The sequence below is a fragment of the Acinetobacter sp. GW821-FHT01E09 genome (assembly GCF_059422385.1).
In genome coordinates, this window is the sequence record NZ_JBWKWU010000001.1 from 1,203,831 (window position 1) to 1,220,401 (window position 16,571).

The following is a 16,571-nucleotide window of genomic DNA, read 5'->3' on the forward strand; positions in this document are numbered from 1 at the left end:
GGTTGTACAGAATGGCTTATACAACACAATCATGCTGAATAAGCCCATTTAAGATCGTTAATCAATATCTGGATGCTGCTTGGCGAGATGATCACGCTTTTCTTGCAACTCTTCAATTTTTTGATCAATTTTTTCGATTTTTTGCTCAATATTTCCATGATATTGTTCGAGAAGTTCTTCAGCTTCTTCAGTATCAACAGCCATTGGTTTTGCACCTTTGAGCGGTAAGTTGGCTGTTTCTTTAAGATAAATTGCAGTAATCACCCCAAAGCAACCACAAATTATCAAATAATAGGCAGGCACCATAATATTTTGAGTGGTTTCAACCAATGTCGCTGTGATGGTCGGGGTTAAACCTGCAATCACCACAGAAATATTAAACGCGATTGCAAGTGCACTATAACGAATTTCAGTTGGAAACAATGCAGGGAGGGTTGAAGCCATTATCCCAATCAACATATTCAGTGAAAGTGCCAACATCAACAGACCTAAGAAAATTAAGTAAACATTATTGGTGGCAAGCAATATAAAGGCAGGGTATGACAAAACAATCAGGGCAATGCTCCCTGCAAAGACAAATGGGCGACGGCCAATTTTGTCACTAAGCATACCTACAAACGGCTGTACAAAGAGCATTCCGACCATTACTGCAATAATAATCAGAACGCCGTGATTTTCTGAATAGCCTAAGTTATGTGAGAAATAACTTGGTAAATAGGTGAGTAGCATGTAGTAGGTGACATTGGTACATAGTACGAGTCCAACACAGACCAGTAGACTGCGTTTATGTTCACGGAAAATTTGTTTAAAACCGACTTTTTGCGGTTTTTTCGATTGTGACTGTTCTTCAGCATGCGCCTGAAAGGTTGGTGTCTCATCTAAAGAGTGACGTAAATATAAGCCAATCAGTCCCAGCGGTAGTGCTAAATAAAAAGGAATACGCCAGCCCCAATCGACAAAGGCTGCCTCTCCCATGGAAAAGCTGATCATTGAAACGACGCCCGCTCCAACAACAAAACCTAAAATAGAACCAAAATCCAGCCAGCTTCCCATGAAACCACGCTTTCGATCTGGAGAATATTCCGCGACAAATATTGCTGCTCCAGCATATTCTCCTCCGACCGAAAAGCCTTGAGCAATTTTTACAATGAGCAGCAAAATAGGGGCCCAAATCCCTATACTTTCATAAGATGGAATCAAACCAATACCAAAGGTACTGACCGACATGATAATAATGGTGATGGCCAGAATTTTTTGACGACCGTATTTATCGCCTAAATGCCCGAAAAATAATCCACCCAAAGGTCGAAATATAAAGGGTATAGAAAAGGTGGCAAGGGCCGCAATCATTTGTATACTGGGTGATGAATTGGGGAAAAAGACTTTACCCAATACATAAGCGACATAGCCATACACACCAAAATCAAACCATTCGATGGCATTCCCTAAAGCTGCGGCTTTAATGGCTTTTTTAGTCTTATCATAATCAATAATTTCGACATCATCGATTTCAAGTGGTTTGATTTTTCTTTTATACATAAATGGCTTAATCCTAATGAATGACAGTGTTAAAAAACCTCTTTAAAACACAATCAAAAAAAATTCATCATGAGCAGAAATGATTAAAAAATATAACGCTAGGTTACATTTAAGATTTCAATGTCATAGAATTTTAATAAATATCAATTGATTATAATTTTAGTTTTTTTGTGAATTTTATGTGTTGGGTAATCATGAACAAAATGTATGAGATCTGATGCAATTATGTAATAAGTTTAACGTATATAAATCAATCAAAAGGCTTGAGAATAACAGTTGTGTCTCCTTTAGCTAACTTTGTTTTAACAAGGCTTAAAACTAAATTGAATAATAAAAAAATACTGAGATTAGAAACAGGGTATTAGGATGGTGACTAAAGTAATGGATAGGCATTGACCCTCACAATTCAGCAAAACACATCAAAAAATTATTTCACATAAAACTTCTACTTATACAGTCGAATTATAAAAAATCCGGATTTTTGACAACCTGCAACAGCTGAGGATTATCGATTGGAATTAAGAATATCACTCCATTGGTACTTTGAACAAAAACAATATGGTCTTTAATAATCGCCTTACAAAAAGGGTTACTGTTCTCCAAAAACAAAAACCACTGTAACTCATTTTTTAAAAACAGACCGACCACACCATCCCCACCAAAACTACCCTCACCATATCTTATCTAATAGTCTGCATAACTAATCTGTCCCATATAATCAAAATCAATAAGATCCGCTTTCTTCACTTCGTCATCAAAGAAATTTAATTTCCTTACGATATCCACAGTTGCGTTATCTTTGTTTCTATAATCGAGAACAAATATTTCTCCATTGTGCAGAAAAATTCCATTTATAAATGGACATTGAAAATTATTGAATATCTCTGTTCGTTTCATATATGCAGTCCTTGACTCGTTGCTGAACCCCGTTTGTGTAAGTCCTGATTATATTTTTTGTAAAAATAAATGACTGAATCTTAATAAAATTTACAATTTTAATGATTAGTTAGACAAAGTATCCCCTTGTTGAGAAGTACAATTTTAGCAAAGTAAGCTCTTTTTTTTGATTTTGTTTCCTGATTTTGTTTTATGGAAAGCCATTATGTTTTCAAATTATATCCATCCATTTGTTTTGTTTTTTTCATTACTCAATCCGTTTTTAATGAGTATCTATATGATCGGGATGATTCGTCATACTGAAACCCATGTATTCAATAAAGGTTTAGCCCAAGGTGCCTTGATTGCTTATGTGGTTTTTATGCTTTTTGCATGGGGTGGTGAAGCCATTTTTAGTACTTATTTAAATGTTCGTTTTGAGTCATTTCAGATTTTTGGCGGATTAATTTTCTTAGTGATTGGCTATCGCTTTGTATTTCAAGGCGCGGATACCATCGGAGAAATGAGAGGAACACCTGCACATTTGGCCAGTACTATGGCGATGCCATTTATGATTGGTCCTGGCACAATCAGTGCAGCTGTCGTAACAGGAGCGAGTATGTCTTTACTCGAATCCGCTGTGTTGATTGCTTTTACCTTATTTATTAGCTGTGGCATTTTAATGATCATGAAGTATGGGCATGACCATTTACGTTATAGCCATGCAAAATATATTGATCGCTATTTTGATATTGTTGGACGTTTATCTGCCTTGTTAATTGGCACAATTGCGATTGATATGATCGCGACTGGGGTTATTGGTTTGCTTGAAAAGTATTAATAATTATTTATTGGTTTTCATATTTTTTGAGGTAATTATCAAATAAATGCGATGACATGATTTACGCTGAGGTGAGGGATCTACATCAGGCCATGTCAAAGTTTATTCAGTAATATCATCGAGAAATCTTCGTCTTAGCCTTTCAATCTGAAAGGCTTTTCATTTCATAGCTTTGTCTAACAAAACGAATTTGAATTAGAAAATAATGGAGGAATGTAGAGATATATGTTGTTTTTATGTGAAATATAACGATAATGATTTTTATTTAGATTAAGAGTTTTATTTCGTGAATAAATGGATTTCTCAAAATCGAATCTTTGCTAAAAGTGCAATTTATCTTGCACTTTATAGTTGTTGGATTGGGACAGCTTATGCTGTGACAGAAGCAACAGCAGAACAAACACATGCTTTACCCATGATCGTTGTCACAGCAGAAAACAATACAGAAAATAACTACACTAAAAAGAATGCCAGTACATCAACTAAACTCGATTTGAGTATAAAAGAAACCCCACAATCGGTTTCAGTGATTACCCGCAAACAAATCGAAGATATGGGTGCCACAAATTTGGGTGATGCACTTTTAAATACAACAGGGATTTTGCTAACAGGGGATAATACGGAGAGGACCAACTTTTCAATCCGAGGCTTTAATGTTGGAGATGCTTGGAATTCAAATATATTGCAATATGATGGCGTTGCTGTAAATGCAAGTAATGTCACCTCCTCTAAACCAGATATGGCAACCATTGAAAGTATTGAAGTATTACGAGGGGCAGCAGGATTGATGCAAGGATCAGGAGAACCTTCTGGTGCAATTAATCTTATTCGTAAAAAGCCAACGGAAGCTTTTCAGGCGAGTGGTGCTGTCAGTTATGGTTCATGGAACACAGTACGTGGAGAAATGGATGTTTCTGGTCCATTGAATCACTCTGGAAGCGTGAGTGGTCGTTTAGTGGTGGCAGGTCAAGATGGTGATTCATTTATGAAATCTGTTACTCGCGATTCTAATGTTTTGTATGGAATCGTGAGTAGTGATTTAACTAAAAATACGCTATTGAATATTGGATATTCACGTCAAGGTGAACATGCAGTTCCCGTCAATACAATACCTAACTATTTCAATGGTAGCAAAATAGGCATCGATAACTCTAACTGCGGTTGTGATTACAGAGATTTTTGGGATAAAACCAATACACAAGCTTTCTTAGATATAAGCCATAAATTTAATAATGGATGGGAAGTAAAAGCCAGCTATATGAAGGCAAACTATGCCATGGATATGGCATTTACTTCATTGAGCGTGGCTCCAAAAACCACAAGTGCTGATGATGCTTTAGCAACTGTTTATAAGTACGGATATAACTATGAGCAAAAATTAGATATTTATGATTTTTTTGCAAAAGGGACATATCAATTATTCGGTCGTGAGCATGACTTGGTATTTGGTGCAAACCACAGTAAAAGTAATATTACAGGGGCATGGACAAGTTGAGATCAAGTGCTAGAAGATTATAGTTTGGTTGGCGGAGGGGAAACACCGACACGTGACTATTTATACGTCAATATTAAAAATTACAGTCCTTATCAGCTACCTTATATCGCACCACGTTATCAAAATAGCCGCGTTGATCAGGTACGTCAGACAGGATACTACCTTACCACTCGTTTAAATATTATTGATCCCCTCAAAGTTATTGCAGGTGTGCGCCAAAGCAATTATGAAAGTGTCAATGAATATAAGAAATCAAATATTTTAACACCATACTTTGGGCTTACTTACGCTATCACTGATGCATTGACTGCATATGCGAGTTATACCGATACTTTTGTTGTACAAAATGTCAAAGATCGTAATGAGACATTACTTGATCCAGTACAGGGTAATGTTTATGAAATTGGGTTAAAAGCAGGGCTTTGGGATGATCGTTTAATTGCATCAGTTGCAGGATTTAAAACCAACCAAATTAATCGCTCAATACGAGATGAAAGCACCAAAGGCCAATGCCCATTTAATGGTGGCGAGGCTTATTGTAATGTTGCATCGGGTGAGGTGATTAGTAAAGGGATTGAAACTGAGATTCGTGGTGAAATTATACCCAATCTTAATTTGAGTCTTGGCTACACGTACAATACTACGGAATATGCGAATGATCCTACAAATCAAGGTTTGGTTTTTAATGAGGATACGCCTGAACATATTGCGCGCTTATTTGCGACCTATAAATTTGCTAATAATTTAATCCTAGGCGGCGGTGCAAATTATCAAAGTACTTGGAAAGTGGGTCGTTATAGCGAACATCCTTATAGTCAGCCCGGATATACGATTGCTAACTTGGTGGCAAGCTATCCACTAAGTGATAAAGTGAATATTGCATTGAATATCAATAATATTTTTGACAAAGAATATTATTCACAAATTTATAGCGATGGAACTATTCGTTTTGGTAATCCTCGAAATGCAACGCTTACCTTACGTGCAAAGTTTTAAACCAATCGAAGGATGGCTGATATTTTCAGCCATCCTCTCAAATAATAATCTAATTTACTCTCTAATAAGCACTTAAGCCCTTCGACTATCTTACTTAATTAAATTTTTTATAAATTTATAGACGACTGGTCTATTATTGATTTATAGTGTGTACATGAAACGATCAGATAAAAGTGAAGCGACTCGCCAGCATATCTTAAATACCAGTTTTAAGCTGGTATTACATAAAGGTTTTGTTGGCGTTGGCTTGCAGGAAATTTTAACGACTTGTGGTGTACCCAAAGGTTCGTTCTATTATTACTTTGCTTCCAAAGAAGCATTTGGTTGTGCACTTTTACAGCAATATCTTGCTGATTATAAAGTGAAAATCGATCAATTGATTCTACAAGAAGAGCGGAGTGCTTATGCGCGCTTAGTTGCGCTTTGGCAAGCATGGATTGATGATCCATGCCATAACGATGGTGGCTGGGCTGAGAATTGTCTGATTGTAAAACTTGCCGCAGAGGTCTCTGATTTATCGGAAGATATGCGTCAGATTTTAAATTTTGGTGTGACAAAGCTGACAGAACGCATTGCAAATTTACTCAGTGACGGGCAACAGGATGGCTCAATTCCACAACATATTGAGCCTGAGAAAATGGCACAAACCATGTATCAACTCTGGTTAGGCGCAGCTTTATTGGCGAAACTGGCGCAGAACAAACAACCACTTTATTTGGCTTTAGAAACCACACAGCAATTACTAAAACCTATATAGGAACAACAAATGAAAAGTATTATTCATCAAGTTTTTGGCGAACCTGTCGACGTATTAGCATCTGCAGACATGCCAAAGCCAGAGCCTAAAGCAGGCGAAGTTCGTATTAAAATGATTTTATCTCCAATGCATAACCATGACATTTGGACGGTGAGAGGCAATTATGGCTACAAGCCGACACTTCCTGCGATTGGTGGGAGTGAAGCTGTTGGTGTGATTGATGCTGTCGGTGAAGGTGTCGATGCAGTGTCCGTCGGGCAGCGTGTTGCAGTTGCAGCAGTCCACGGCAGTTGGGCTGAATACTTTATTGCACCTGCACATGGTGTTGTGCCTTTAATTGATGCAATAGATGATGAAACCGCTGCTCAATTGATTGGTATGCCGATTAGTGCACTGATGCTGTTAGATTTTATTGATTTAAAACAAGATCAGTGGCTTATCCAAAACACAGCCAATGGCGCTGTGGGTAAAACTGTTGCGATGATTGCAAACGCCCGTGGTCAAAAAGTCATTCATTTGGTTCGCCGTAGTGATGCGATTGCAGAAATGAATGGTTTAGGTATTCAAAATGTAGTGGCGACTGATCAAGCGGATTGGAAAGATCAAGTAAAAGCGATACATGCAGATCAACCTTTAATCGCTGGGGTAGATTCGATTGGCGGTAAAGCCAGTGGTGAAATGTTAGCTTTACTCAGTGAAAATAGTGTCTTGGTTTCATTTGGTAGTATGACGGGTGAACTGATGCAAATTTCATCAGGTGATCTTATTTTTAAACAAGCGACAGTCAAAGGCTTCTGGGCAAGTGTGGTCAATAAGCAATTGTCTGCGGAACGCAAAAAAGAGTTAATTGTAGAATTGGTGACTTTAGCTGCACAGAAAAAATTAATATTACCTGTTGAAGGGGTATTTAGTTTTGATCAAATTCAACAAGCCGCTACCAAAGCAACCCAAGGTGCACGTCAAGGCAAAGTGTTATTAAAACCATAAATGTATTTGACATAGATCAGTTGCAAGACTGATCTATCAGCGTTTTTAAAAATAAGGAAAAAACGATGATTGGACAAATTTTAATTGCCTTAATTGCACTGCTACATGTGTATATTTTAGTTTTAGAGATGTTTCTATGGGATAAACCTTATGGTTTAAAAGCATTTGGCAATACACCTGAAAAAGCACAGCTCACCAAAGTCATGGCACAAAATCAAGGCTTATATAATGGCTTTTTAGCAGCCGGCTTATTTTGGTCTTTATGTGCACCTACAATTTATGCCTTATCGTTAGCGAATTTCTTTTTAGGCTGTGTATTGGTTGCTGGGATTTATGGCGGCCTAACTGCAAGTAAGAAAATTATTTATATACAAGCGATTCCAGCAGCGTTGGCGTTACTTGTCGTAAATTTGCATTACTAAAGTAAGGGGAAAATCTCGCCCTTACTTTAAATTTATTGATAAAATCAATTTCATAAGATTATCAGAGAGATCAATAAGTTTTCTCGCTTCATCTGAATCGTTCAGAAGATGATCTTAATTGATTGCTATCCCTGATGTTGGTGAATTTCAATTGATGGTAATCAATGTACTATCGTTAAGCTGTTAAAAAAACTCAAACACAAGAATTTAATTTAATTAATATTTTTAATTAAATCAATCACATAGAAAAACAAATTATTTGATGATAAAAATGCTTGCAATGCCATATCTTACATTCAAAGTTTAAAATCCCTTTGCGTAGGCGATGCCTCACTCTTGCTCATGTTGGGCGAGGGTATGTCCTGATGAGAACGTTTGGAAATCAAATTGATGGATAATTTACACTCAGCTTACAAGTGGCTGATTAACAATCTTCGTAAAATGATTTGATCTTTTATATTTCTGAGATTTCGTTTAAAAATATTTCAGACTCATCATTGAGTTTAAAACGAATATGAGCTTAACTGTCCATCAAGTTTCTTAATTTATCTAAATCAGATTTATTTTGCTTCTAAAAAGAATATAATTCAAATAAAAACCAAGAATCATCACCATAAAAATTTTGAAAATAAATTTCGATTTCATCTTTTTTAAAAGTAAAACCTTTGTCCAACTTGTTATTTTAACTTTGGATTTATGATCTGTTTTTATTATTTTAGTGGACTATTAAATTTTTTTAAGTTATTTTTAAATATAAAAACAGTAGGTTTTTGACATTTTTTAATTTCATATTTAATCTTTGTGTGGGTAAGGAAGCTTAACTTTAAGGTGTATTTAATCAGGTTTTTATTATGAATATAACTCTGATATTGATTATTTTTTATTTGTATGTAAATGTAATTTTTGAATTTAATTTTAGGGGTTGCTAATTTTTATTTGAGGTTTAAATTTTTTTAATGGATAAGATTAATTTATTGAATATTTATGTAATATTTTATGTTCTAATACTTGGCTGTTTTTATAAAAATGAATTTATTTTTGTTAATTTTTGATTTTTGTTTTAAAGGTTTTTACAATGATTAATTGTCACATAATAAGTATTTTTTAAAATTTATTTCTTATTAAGATTGGTTTTTATAATGCTTTGGTTTTTATTTTGGAAATATTTTATATGATTAATTTCTCAAAAAATATAAATTTATTCTATTGTTTTGTATTTTTATTATTGTTCATCTGGAATATAGATAAATAAAAGATTTTTTTATTTAATTTACAATTGGTCTTATTTTTTTTCATAGAATAACATATTTTTATTTTGATGAAATAGGATGGATATTGACTCAAAACACCGGCGATCAATAGATTGTTGCTAGTAAATAATTTCATAATAATTATACACTTGCTTTATGTTTTTTGTGTATTTAATTCAGTGAAATTAAATACTTAACTTTGAAATATTATGAGTTTGGTGATAAATAATACTCACGAATTTGAAATGGAAAATTTTTCATCAACCTATTGAGCGATAAACAACTCTACTCATAAATAGTGGGTGTGTATGATAAAGATCTATGAAATGATTTTTCATAAAGGAATGGATGAAAACTCTCATTTTTTTATGCGGTTAATAATCAGGCATCTCGTCAGCATTTTATTCGAATGCTGAGAAAAGAGATTGATGGTGAGCTGGGTGATTTTAAACAGAGTTGTATGAAAGATAATCGACATGACCTCACATGGCTTTATGAGGAAGTGAGCAGGGAAAGTCATTTTTACTTGGATATTATGGAAAATGATTTTATTTATAATGCCGTTGCTGCATTAGGTTTACATATTTCGCTGAGAGTGGAAGAACAAAATGTATTGGAAGCACAAGAAGGAGATGAATTTTTATAGAATTATATTTAAGTTAAATTATTGAAATTTAAATTGACGAATTTTATCTTTTTTGTCAATTAAAAGTTTTCGATCAGCATGTTATAATGCCATATCGTCGCCCATTCTCCCCCTAAAAATTGAATGGGTTTTTTTTGCTCAGCATGTTTGTAAATCTTGGGTTTGTAGTTAATTATATAGGTATATATCTATAATAATCTTAATTATTTTAGTGTTTTTTATGTGTTTAAATCTTTGGTGTAATTTAATTCATATTAATTTGAAAATTTATTTTAAAATATAAAAACTTATATTTAATCGATGGTGTTTTTTAGTGTATTTATTGAACACATATTTATCACATGCAATTATGTAGATGCTTTCACACTTCTTGTGTAAAAGTTAATAAATAATACATACCATGGGATTTAATATGAATATTTTTACAAAACTAACCCTTACTATTTTATTGGGTACAGGGTATATCGCGACTACACAAGCAGCAGTGACGGGTCAGGTTGATGTAAAACTGAATGTTTCAACGGGTTGTACTGTTGAAGGTTCTACAGTGAATGGCAATATCAACAAATTTGGTGAATTGAATTTTGGTAAAACTTCTGGCACTTGGACCAATACCCTTACTGCACAAGTTGCTTCATCTGGTACGGGCAGCCATCTCAATGTGAAATGTGATGGTACAACAGATGTTAACTTTACTGTTGCCATTGATGGTGGTCAACGCGCTGATCGTAGCCTTAAACATGCAACTGCTGCAGATGTAGTTAGCTATAACGTTTATCGTGATGCTGCTCGTACCAATCCATATGTCATTAATACAGCTCAGACTTTCACTGCTGCGTCAGGTGTATCTCAAGAAGTTCCAATCTTTGGTGCAATTGCTGCAAATAGTGGCACTGCAAAAGCACAGGGTGATTATACAGACACTTTATTGGTGACTGTTAATTTCTAATCAGTATACGTAACAGTGAACAGGCTTGTTGTTGAACAGGCCTGTTTTAAGGAGGAACGTATGCACCTGTTACTTAAACAATGCGTGGGATTGCTGGTTTGTGGTTTTATTTCGTCATTCACCAGTGCAGCACAGTTGGCAGCCAAATTAAACTTACAGATTGAATTAGAACCCTCATGTGAAATTAATAATCAGTCTGTCAATAATGGAACAAATGGTTTGAATTTTGGTCAACTGGATTTCGGAGAAACCACAGCCACATTTAATAAAGTGATTGAGACCAGCTTAAGTAATGCTTCTACTTCAGGTTTGACCATTCAATGCCCTGGAAATTCCCCAATAAAAGTTACTTTTGGTGCGGGTCAGAATGACAGCAAGGTTCCAGCGCCTTTTAGCGCAAATTATTTTCGTGCAATCAGTAATGGCACAGATTTTCTTGCCTACAACATCTTATATGGAACTGCTCGCGAAGCACTCAAACCCAATCAATCGATTACTTTGACCAATAATGGTCAGCCGCAAACGCTTAATCTCATGGGCCAAACTGTTAATAATGGTCGGTCAGTCTCGCTTGGGCAATATACCGACACTATTCCAATTACCATCGAATTTTAAAGAACGAAATCATGAAAAAAATAGGTTTAAGTGTTCTGCTGATGTTGGCTGTGCAGTGGGTATATGCTGAAACAGATGCAACTTTTACAGTCCAAGCAACCATTGCTAATGGGTGTGGGTTAAGCAATGTTGAACAACAACTGGATTTTGGTCGTCATCCTGTTGTGACGCAGGGAAAGTTGAGTGGATCAGTGATCAATACGACACAAAGTTGGAATATCCAATGTACTGCACGGCTACCCGTACAGGTGATGTTGAATGGTGGCGATCACTTTTCAAATAACTTTCGGCGGATGAAACATGAACAGCAGAATGAGTTTGTGTCTTATCAGCTTTATCAAGACAGTAATTCTCAGCGTGAATATACCAGTGGAGACACTTATCCACTCACGGCAACAACTGCTTTGGACACCGTACTGGGTTTTGCAGTTTACGGTGTTGCAGACTTGAATAATAACAATCAACCACGATCAGCAGGCCTTTATAAAGATACGGTCGCAATAACGATTACATGGTGATTCTATGAGCTTAAATAAAATGAAAATATGGTCGGGCAGGACTTTCTCTGCGGCCGCGATATTGATGGTTACTTCACCGGTATTCGCACAGGCCACTTTTTTAATCTGGCCAATCTATCCAAAAATTGAAGAAAATGAAAAAGCCACTGCAGTATGGCTACAAAATACCGGTAACTCTGATGCCATGGTACAGATTCGGGTATTTAAATGGGATCAGAATCATCAGCAAGATGCTTATGCGGAGCAAACTGAGGTTATTCCAAGTCCGCCAGTGGCAAAGATTAAAGCGGGTGAAAAGCATATGTTGCGTTTGACCCGCTCGGCTGCTGTACCTGATGCCAAAGAACTGGCCTATCGAATTATTGTTGATGAATTACCGATTAAGCTCAATCCAGAAAAGGATAAAGAAGTATCTACGGTCAGTTTTCAGATGCGTTATTCCATTCCTTTGTTTGCCTATGGCAAAGGGCTTGGCAGTGGTTTAACCGAAGTTTCACAAAAAGCCAATGCTAAAAACCCCTTGGCTAAACCGATATTAAGTTGGTGGATCAAGAATAATGAACAGGGCAAACCTGAACTTTATATTAAAAATACCGGTTCAAAATTTTCACGACTTTCGGGCATTAAATTAACCCCGACTTCAGAACAAATGGCTTTTGGGAAAACCACCTTTGGTTATGTGTTGGCAAACAGCACCATGAAGTTTGATTTGGACAACAAGTTTGTGAATAGCCTGAGTGGTCAAACCAGCTTGTATGGGGTTGACAGTTCAGGGGCGAAACAAGACTTGATCGAGATTAAAAAAGAAGGGGGAGGATAAATGGGTTATCTATCAGGGTTAAATTCACCTTCCTTTTTATGCAAAAGCCTGACGTTGATATTGTTTGTGAATATCCCATTGTGGAGCTGCAATGTCTATGCAAATGGTTTACCCCCGCCACCACGAGATGTTTCAGAAGTGAATAGCTTATTTAAGCTCTATCTGGACTTGGTGATCAATCAATATTCGACGCGACAAGTGATCCCCGTCATTGTCAAAGGAGATCATTACTTTATCCAACAATCGAAACTGGATGAGTTACAGATTAAGCTGCCTAGGGATGCACTTCAGCAACAATCAGAAAAAAACCTGACCGATCTGGATGTGTTTACACTCGGCTTTTCGGGCAAGGCTGCAGATTGGGTCAGTCTCAATCAGATCCCAGAATTAAAGTATGAGTACAATTCAGCGCAACAGTATTTTAGTCTGGATCTACCTGCTAGCTGGATGCCGGTGCAGATACGCGGCTTAGATTCTTGGTATCAACCTGAAACAGCGCAGTCGGGTATCGGTTTATTAAATAACTATGACTTTTATACCTACCGCCCAGAGAATGGTGGCTATAGCAGTACGCTGTTTACAGAGCAACGCTTTTTCTCACCTTATGGGTTACTAAGAAATTCAGGGGTTTATAGCAAAACTGATTTTGACTCATCCAATCAAAACAATGATGGCTACCGTCGTTATGACACCACTTGGCAATATGATGATCCTGTCAGTGTGCTTTCATTCTTAGCAGGTGATGTGATTACGGGAAGTAAAAACGCATGGGGAAGTTCAGTGCGTTTAGGTGGATTACAGCTCCAGCGTAATTTTGGTACCCGTCCAGATTTGATAACCTATCCTTTACCTCAGTTTAAAGGCGAAGCGGCCTTACCAAGTACCGTAGATTTATTGATCAATGGACAGAAAGCCAATTCAACTGATGTTCAATCTGGTCCTTTTATTCTCAATAATGTTCCGTTTGTCAACGGTAAAGGCGAGGCGGTGATTGTCACCACCGACAGCGTGGGTCGTCAGGTGGCAACCTCAGTGCCATTTTATATTTCGAATACTTTGCTTAAACCCGGATTATTGGATTATTCCGTGTCCATGGGGCAGATCCGCGAAGATTATGGGATAAAAAACTTTGAATATGGCAAATTTGCCAGTTCGGCGGATGTACGTTACGGGATTAACGATTGGCTCACGGCTGAAGGGCGGGTTGAACTATCAGATTCAATTCAGTTGGCTGGACTCGGTTCAGTGCTTAAGCTAAATCAGTTTGGGGTATTAAGTGGCTCAGCAACTCAAAGCTGGGCAGATCGTGAGTTTAATCGAATCAGTAGTCAAGACCTAAAGGGAAATCAATATACTTTAGGCTATAGCTATAACCAGCAGCGTTTTGGATTTAGTCTCAATCATACCCAACGTGATCAGGGTTATTATGATCTTTCACGCTTGCAATATAGCAATTTGATCTCAGCCAACAATCATAAAAGTTCGGTTGCCAACACGTATTTTGCCACAGATAAATCAGGGACTTTTGGGGTGGCTTATATCCAGACCAAGAACCGTGACATTGGAAATAAACTGATGAATCTGTCGTGGGCACCGATACTCCCGTCTTATATGCGTGGTGCGACAGTGTCGTTAAGTGCCAATCGGGATTTTGTAGAAAAAGAGTGGAGTGCTGCATTTCAGTTGTCGGTTCCATTTTCCAAGAGCAGATCCATAGCCAGTCTAGGCTATAGCCAACAATCCAGTGGCGATTATGGTTATGTCAACTTTAACCGTAGCACACCGTTGGCAGGTGGTGTTGGTGTTGATTTAAGTCGACGTTTTAATGAAAACAGCGATGACTACAATCAAGCACGTGTGAGCTACCGTAACCAATATTTTAATAGCGATGTTGGTATGTCGGGTAGCAATGATTACAACTATTGGTTTGGACTTTCCGGTTCGGTGGTGTTGATGTCAGGCAATATTTTCGTTGCCAATCGACTGGGCGAGTCATTTGCTTTGATTGATACTAATAAAGTTGCAGATGTACCCGTGCATTATGAAAACAGTCTAGTGGGGCGGAGTAACGCCAAGGGCTATGTTTTTGTACCGTCAGTGACGCCTTATTACGCGGCTAAATACAGCATCAACCCGATCGATTTACCTTCCAACTTTAATGCAACCCAAGTTGAAAATCGGATCGCAGCAAAACGAGGTTCAGGTGTGGTGATTGGCTTCCCAATCAAACAGTCTTATGCGGCAAATGTGTACTTGGTACAAAGCAATGGGCAAGCGGTTCCAGTGGGTGCGGTGGTACATCGAGCCGATCAAGAATCGAGTTATGTGGGAATGGATGGGATTGCTTATCTTGAAGATCTGAGTGCAGAAAATAGCATTCGGGTGCAACTATCAGATCAGCGCATATGTGAAGCAAACTTTTCGTTGGATTTAAAACAAGCGCAACAACAGATTGCAGTGGTTAAGTCGGTTGTTTGTCGTGAGGTGGCTCAACCATGATTACTTTAAAAAAATTAATGCCTGCAGGTCTATTATTCTCTGGGTTGATATTGCTTACTGCTCAGAGTCAAGCGGCTTGTGTTATCACCTCAAGTGGTAATGTTTCTATGGGTACGATTTCATCTATGACGCTGACGGAGCAAGGAACTAAATCCCATCAGTTTAGTGCGGGTTTAAGGTGTGAAGGGTTTAGTATGGCTTTTGCGAATATGACTTATTTGAAGTATCGGGTTGATCAAATACCAGACAATTATGAAAATAGCCTGACGGGTGAAACTTTGTTTGTCAATTATTTGGATACTAATAATCAAGCAATTGGTCTGGGTAAAGAAATTGATATGAGTACGTTTACTCTCCTTAAAATCTTTTCTGGCGTAGATGGCTCTTTACCATTTTATGCTGAAATTAACCCAGGACAGACTGTATCACCTGGGAGATATACAGCGAACAAACCTTTTAAAGTCAAATGGTATTACTCTGTACCTTCGTTTGCATTTATAGGAGTAGGCACCTTTTTTGAAAGTCCGGGTTTTAACCGTGGTGGTCTAATTACTGCTTTCAATTGGGGCGCCGGGAGTGATGCAAACTTGAACTTATATATTGACGTTTTACCTGATTGCCGTATTTCCACCAATGCTGTTAATTTTGGAACATCACCTTTTGCAGATGTTTTTACACCAGTTCAAACCTCTCTAGGCGTACGTTGCTCAGTATATACACCTTATTATGTTGGTTTAAATAATGGACTCTATCCACAAACTGGCAATCAACGTGCAATGAAGGCGAGTAATAGCAATAATTTTCTACGCTATGAGATTTATAAAAATGCAACGACGGAACGTTGGGGCAGTAATGGCAATGAACGCTGGTCAAGTCTCGAGGCGACAACGAATCCGGGGCAGCATAATACCAACCAGCAGGGTTTTTCCTTTACTGCAAAAGTTCTGGACACGAATTCACCAAGTCTGCCGGCTGGTAATTATTCAGACACCATAACGGTAAATGTTGAGTTTTGACGATATAAAGCCATGATAATAGTTTTTATCATGGCTTTATTAAGTGGTAATTTTACAGTTTATTTTTTTATTGATATTAAATAAAAACTCTCTTTAATTATATTTTTTTATAAAAATATGGTAGCTGTTCACTTTATTTAAACCCTTTTTTAAAATTATTTATTATACATATACAAGTGTATTTTATTTTTTATTATGCATTTTTTATGTGAAATATCTCAATATTAAAATAATTTGGTGAAGGTGTTTAAAGGTGTTGGCATTGGCACAATATTTGTTTTTTTTGTTTTTCGACTATTCTTTTATGGTCTTAATTTGTGTTTTAATTTTTTAATTAAAATATGG

Annotated in this window: 13 protein-coding genes and 1 pseudogene; 12 read left to right on the plus strand and 2 right to left on the minus strand. The window is 36.9% G+C overall.

The features are described 5' to 3' along the window. Positions 1-57 precede the first annotated feature (57 nt). A complete protein-coding gene (gene proP, locus AC07U8_RS05575) occupies positions 58-1,539 on the minus strand; it encodes a glycine betaine/L-proline transporter ProP (RefSeq protein WP_209826633.1) in 1,482 nt (493 codons plus the stop codon). A gap of 684 nt (positions 1,540-2,223) precedes the next feature. Continuing rightward, on the minus strand, positions 2,224-2,436 hold the full coding sequence (locus AC07U8_RS05580; protein ID WP_494737466.1) for a hypothetical protein: 213 nt from the start codon (positions 2,434-2,436) through the stop codon (positions 2,224-2,226). 205 nt (positions 2,437-2,641) lie between these two features. On the opposite strand from AC07U8_RS05580, the gene AC07U8_RS05585 reads away from it, so the two are divergent. From AC07U8_RS05585 to AC07U8_RS05640, 12 genes and pseudogenes are all read left to right on the plus strand, one after another. Beyond that, positions 2,642-3,256: a MarC family protein gene (locus tag AC07U8_RS05585; protein WP_034615920.1), complete on the plus strand. Its 615-nt coding sequence runs from the start codon at positions 2,642-2,644 to the stop codon at positions 3,254-3,256. 286 nt (positions 3,257-3,542) lie between these two features. Further along, positions 3,543-5,747 (plus strand): annotated as a pseudogene (locus tag AC07U8_RS05590) (TonB-dependent siderophore receptor). 154 nt (positions 5,748-5,901) lie between these two features. Continuing rightward, a complete protein-coding gene (locus AC07U8_RS05595) occupies positions 5,902-6,504 on the plus strand; it encodes a TetR/AcrR family transcriptional regulator (protein WP_096733492.1) in 603 nt (200 codons plus the stop codon). Between the two features lie 9 nt (positions 6,505-6,513). After that, entirely contained in the window at positions 6,514-7,491 is a 978-nt protein-coding gene (locus AC07U8_RS05600) for a zinc-binding dehydrogenase (protein ID WP_209826631.1), read from the plus strand. Positions 7,492-7,556: 65 nt separating this feature from the next. Beyond that, positions 7,557-7,913, plus strand: coding sequence for a DUF1304 domain-containing protein (locus tag AC07U8_RS05605; protein WP_151803013.1), 357 nt, complete (start codon positions 7,557-7,559; stop codon positions 7,911-7,913). 1,659 nt (positions 7,914-9,572) lie between these two features. Next, positions 9,573-9,809 (plus strand): hypothetical protein, encoded by a 237-nt coding sequence (locus tag AC07U8_RS05610; protein ID WP_494737467.1) that lies wholly within the window; start codon positions 9,573-9,575, stop codon positions 9,807-9,809. A 412-nt stretch (positions 9,810-10,221) separates the two neighbouring features. Next, the gene (locus AC07U8_RS05615; RefSeq protein ID WP_419262616.1) at positions 10,222-10,758 is read left to right on the plus strand and encodes a Csu type fimbrial protein; all 537 of its coding nucleotides are present in this window, start codon (positions 10,222-10,224) and stop codon (positions 10,756-10,758) included. A gap of 60 nt (positions 10,759-10,818) precedes the next feature. Beyond that, positions 10,819-11,373, plus strand: coding sequence for a spore coat protein U domain-containing protein (locus tag AC07U8_RS05620; RefSeq protein ID WP_096733498.1), 555 nt, complete (start codon positions 10,819-10,821; stop codon positions 11,371-11,373). Positions 11,374-11,384: 11 nt separating this feature from the next. Beyond that, the gene (locus AC07U8_RS05625) at positions 11,385-11,891 is read left to right on the plus strand and encodes a Csu type fimbrial protein (protein ID WP_096733499.1); all 507 of its coding nucleotides are present in this window, start codon (positions 11,385-11,387) and stop codon (positions 11,889-11,891) included. Between the two features lie 19 nt (positions 11,892-11,910). Next, a complete protein-coding gene (locus tag AC07U8_RS05630; protein ID WP_096735486.1) occupies positions 11,911-12,711 on the plus strand; it encodes a fimbrial biogenesis chaperone in 801 nt (266 codons plus the stop codon). Beyond that, a complete protein-coding gene (locus tag AC07U8_RS05635) occupies positions 12,712-15,210 on the plus strand; it encodes a fimbria/pilus outer membrane usher protein (RefSeq protein WP_494737468.1) in 2,499 nt (832 codons plus the stop codon). Beyond that, a complete protein-coding gene (locus AC07U8_RS05640) occupies positions 15,207-16,226 on the plus strand; it encodes a Csu type fimbrial protein (RefSeq protein WP_419262620.1) in 1,020 nt (339 codons plus the stop codon). Before AC07U8_RS05635 ends, AC07U8_RS05640 begins: the two co-directional genes overlap by 4 nt. Positions 16,227-16,571 lie beyond the last annotated feature (345 nt).

What these genes read in the sequence shown, in the direction of transcription:
- proP (WP_209826633.1), bottom strand. Translation starts at nt 1,539, where the DNA reads ATGTATAAAAGAAAAATCAAACCACTTGAAATCGATGATGTCGAAATT.
- AC07U8_RS05580 (WP_494737466.1), bottom strand. Translation starts at nt 2,436, where the DNA reads ATGAAACGAACAGAGATATTCAATAATTTTCAATGTCCATTTATAAAT.
- AC07U8_RS05585 (WP_034615920.1), top strand. Translation starts at nt 2,642, where the DNA reads ATGTTTTCAAATTATATCCATCCATTTGTTTTGTTTTTTTCATTACTC.
- AC07U8_RS05595 (WP_096733492.1), top strand. Translation starts at nt 5,902, where the DNA reads ATGAAACGATCAGATAAAAGTGAAGCGACTCGCCAGCATATCTTAAAT.
- AC07U8_RS05600 (WP_209826631.1), top strand. Translation starts at nt 6,514, where the DNA reads ATGAAAAGTATTATTCATCAAGTTTTTGGCGAACCTGTCGACGTATTA.
- AC07U8_RS05605 (WP_151803013.1), top strand. Translation starts at nt 7,557, where the DNA reads ATGATTGGACAAATTTTAATTGCCTTAATTGCACTGCTACATGTGTAT.
- AC07U8_RS05610 (WP_494737467.1), top strand. Translation starts at nt 9,573, where the DNA reads ATGCTGAGAAAAGAGATTGATGGTGAGCTGGGTGATTTTAAACAGAGT.
- AC07U8_RS05615 (WP_419262616.1), top strand. Translation starts at nt 10,222, where the DNA reads ATGAATATTTTTACAAAACTAACCCTTACTATTTTATTGGGTACAGGG.
- AC07U8_RS05620 (WP_096733498.1), top strand. Translation starts at nt 10,819, where the DNA reads ATGCACCTGTTACTTAAACAATGCGTGGGATTGCTGGTTTGTGGTTTT.
- AC07U8_RS05625 (WP_096733499.1), top strand. Translation starts at nt 11,385, where the DNA reads ATGAAAAAAATAGGTTTAAGTGTTCTGCTGATGTTGGCTGTGCAGTGG.
- AC07U8_RS05630 (WP_096735486.1), top strand. Translation starts at nt 11,911, where the DNA reads ATGAAAATATGGTCGGGCAGGACTTTCTCTGCGGCCGCGATATTGATG.
- AC07U8_RS05635 (WP_494737468.1), top strand. Translation starts at nt 12,712, where the DNA reads ATGGGTTATCTATCAGGGTTAAATTCACCTTCCTTTTTATGCAAAAGC.
- AC07U8_RS05640 (WP_419262620.1), top strand. Translation starts at nt 15,207, where the DNA reads ATGATTACTTTAAAAAAATTAATGCCTGCAGGTCTATTATTCTCTGGG.